Raw genomic sequence first — 1,559 nt, 5'->3', positions numbered from 1 at the left:
CTGAAGCGCGGCGCCGGAGCTCCTCGCACTGCCTTGTGTGCCTGGCTCAACGCATCGGCACGATGGGCGCCAAGATACGATCTGGCATCGGGCCGACAAGGCGCGCTATTGGTCAGACATGATGCCAGCCTATCTCGCTTTCGATCCAACCAGCCGCCGCCTACGGCTCGACCCGCACGAGCCGGCCTTCGTGCAGAACCCTTATGAGGCCTATGCCTTCCTGCATGGCATCTCCAATGCCTTCTTCTGGGAGGACTACGGCTTCTGGTGTTTTGGCGGCTTCGACGACGTCAATCGGCTGCTGCGCGACCGCCGCTTCGGCCGCCAGAACCCGGCCGGCATTCCCGACAGCCGCGGAGTGGGCGACGATCGCTCGCATCTGACCGCCTTCGACGCGATCGAGGCGAATTCGATTCTGGAGCTCGAGCCGCCGGTGCATACGAGACTGCGGACGCTGGTCAACCGCGCCTTCGTCTCGCGCCAGGTCGAGCGGCTGAGGCCGCGCATCGAGGTCTTGGCCAATGAGCTGATCGACCGTTTCGAGCCAGGCGGCGTCGACCTTCTGCCGGCTTACGCCTCACCCTTGCCGATCACAATCATCGCCGAGATGCTGGGCGTTCCGGTCGATATGGGGCCGCAACTGCTCGACTGGTCGCACCGGATGGTCGCCATGTACATGCACGGCCGCACGCGTGAGATCGAGGACACGGCCAACCGCGCCAGCCGCGATTTCGCGGCCTTCCTGCGCGGCTACGTCGCCGAGCGGCGCAAGAAGCCCGGCGACGATCTGCTTTCGCAGCTGATCGAGGCCCAGGACAACGGCCAGAAGCTTTCGGAAGACGAGCTGGTTTCCTCGGCGATCCTTTTACTCAATGCCGGACACGAAGCGACGGTGCACCAGACCGGCAATGCGGTGCGCACGATCCTGGCGCAGGGCGGCGATCGGTGCCGCTTCTTCGAGACACCCGAAGCGAACGTCGCGACGGTCGAGGAATGCCTGCGCTTCGACGCGCCGCTGCATATGTTCCTGCGCTACGCCTATGAAGAGATCGAAGCGGCGCCGGGCATCTTGGTCAAGCCGGGCGAGATGGTGGCGCTGCTGCTTGGCATGGCCAACCACGACCGGCTGGCGTTTGCCGGACCCGACACATTCAATCCGGTCCGCACGGACCAGAAGAACGTCTCGTTCGGTGCCGGCATCCATTTCTGCATCGGCGCGCCGCTGGCCAGGCTGGAACTGCAGGTTTCGTTGAAAACGCTGTTCGAGCGCCTGCCGAAGCTGCGCCTGGCCGAGGAGCCGCGTTTCCGCGATACGTATCATTTTCATGGGTTGGAGCGGCTGGCTGTCAGTTTCTGAGCGAGGCGTACCCGACTTCGTCATCCTTGGGCGTAGCGACGCGAAGCGGAGCGAAGACCCAAGGATCCATTCCGTGACCTCGCCGAAGGGTGCAAACGAGCAGAATTCTGCATCGCTGCAACGCTTCAAAGTCATGGAATGGATCCTCGGGTCTGCGCTGCGTCGCTACGCTCCTTGCTCCGCCCGTGGATGACGAAACGAT

1 protein-coding gene is annotated in these 1,559 nt (G+C 63.7%); it reads left to right on the top strand.

All coding sequences use genetic code 11. The features are described 5' to 3' along the window. Window positions 1-118 precede the first annotated feature (118 nt). Entirely contained in the window at window positions 119-1,357 is a 1,239-nt protein-coding gene (locus tag EOA38_RS36170) for a cytochrome P450 (protein ID WP_127301467.1), read from the top strand. Window positions 1,358-1,559: the final 202 nt, after the last annotated feature.

The organism is Mesorhizobium sp. M1E.F.Ca.ET.041.01.1.1 (genome assembly GCF_003997355.1).
Taxonomy (GTDB): domain Bacteria; phylum Pseudomonadota; class Alphaproteobacteria; order Rhizobiales; family Rhizobiaceae; genus Mesorhizobium.
This window is presented reverse-complemented; position numbering and strand designations above follow the sequence as displayed.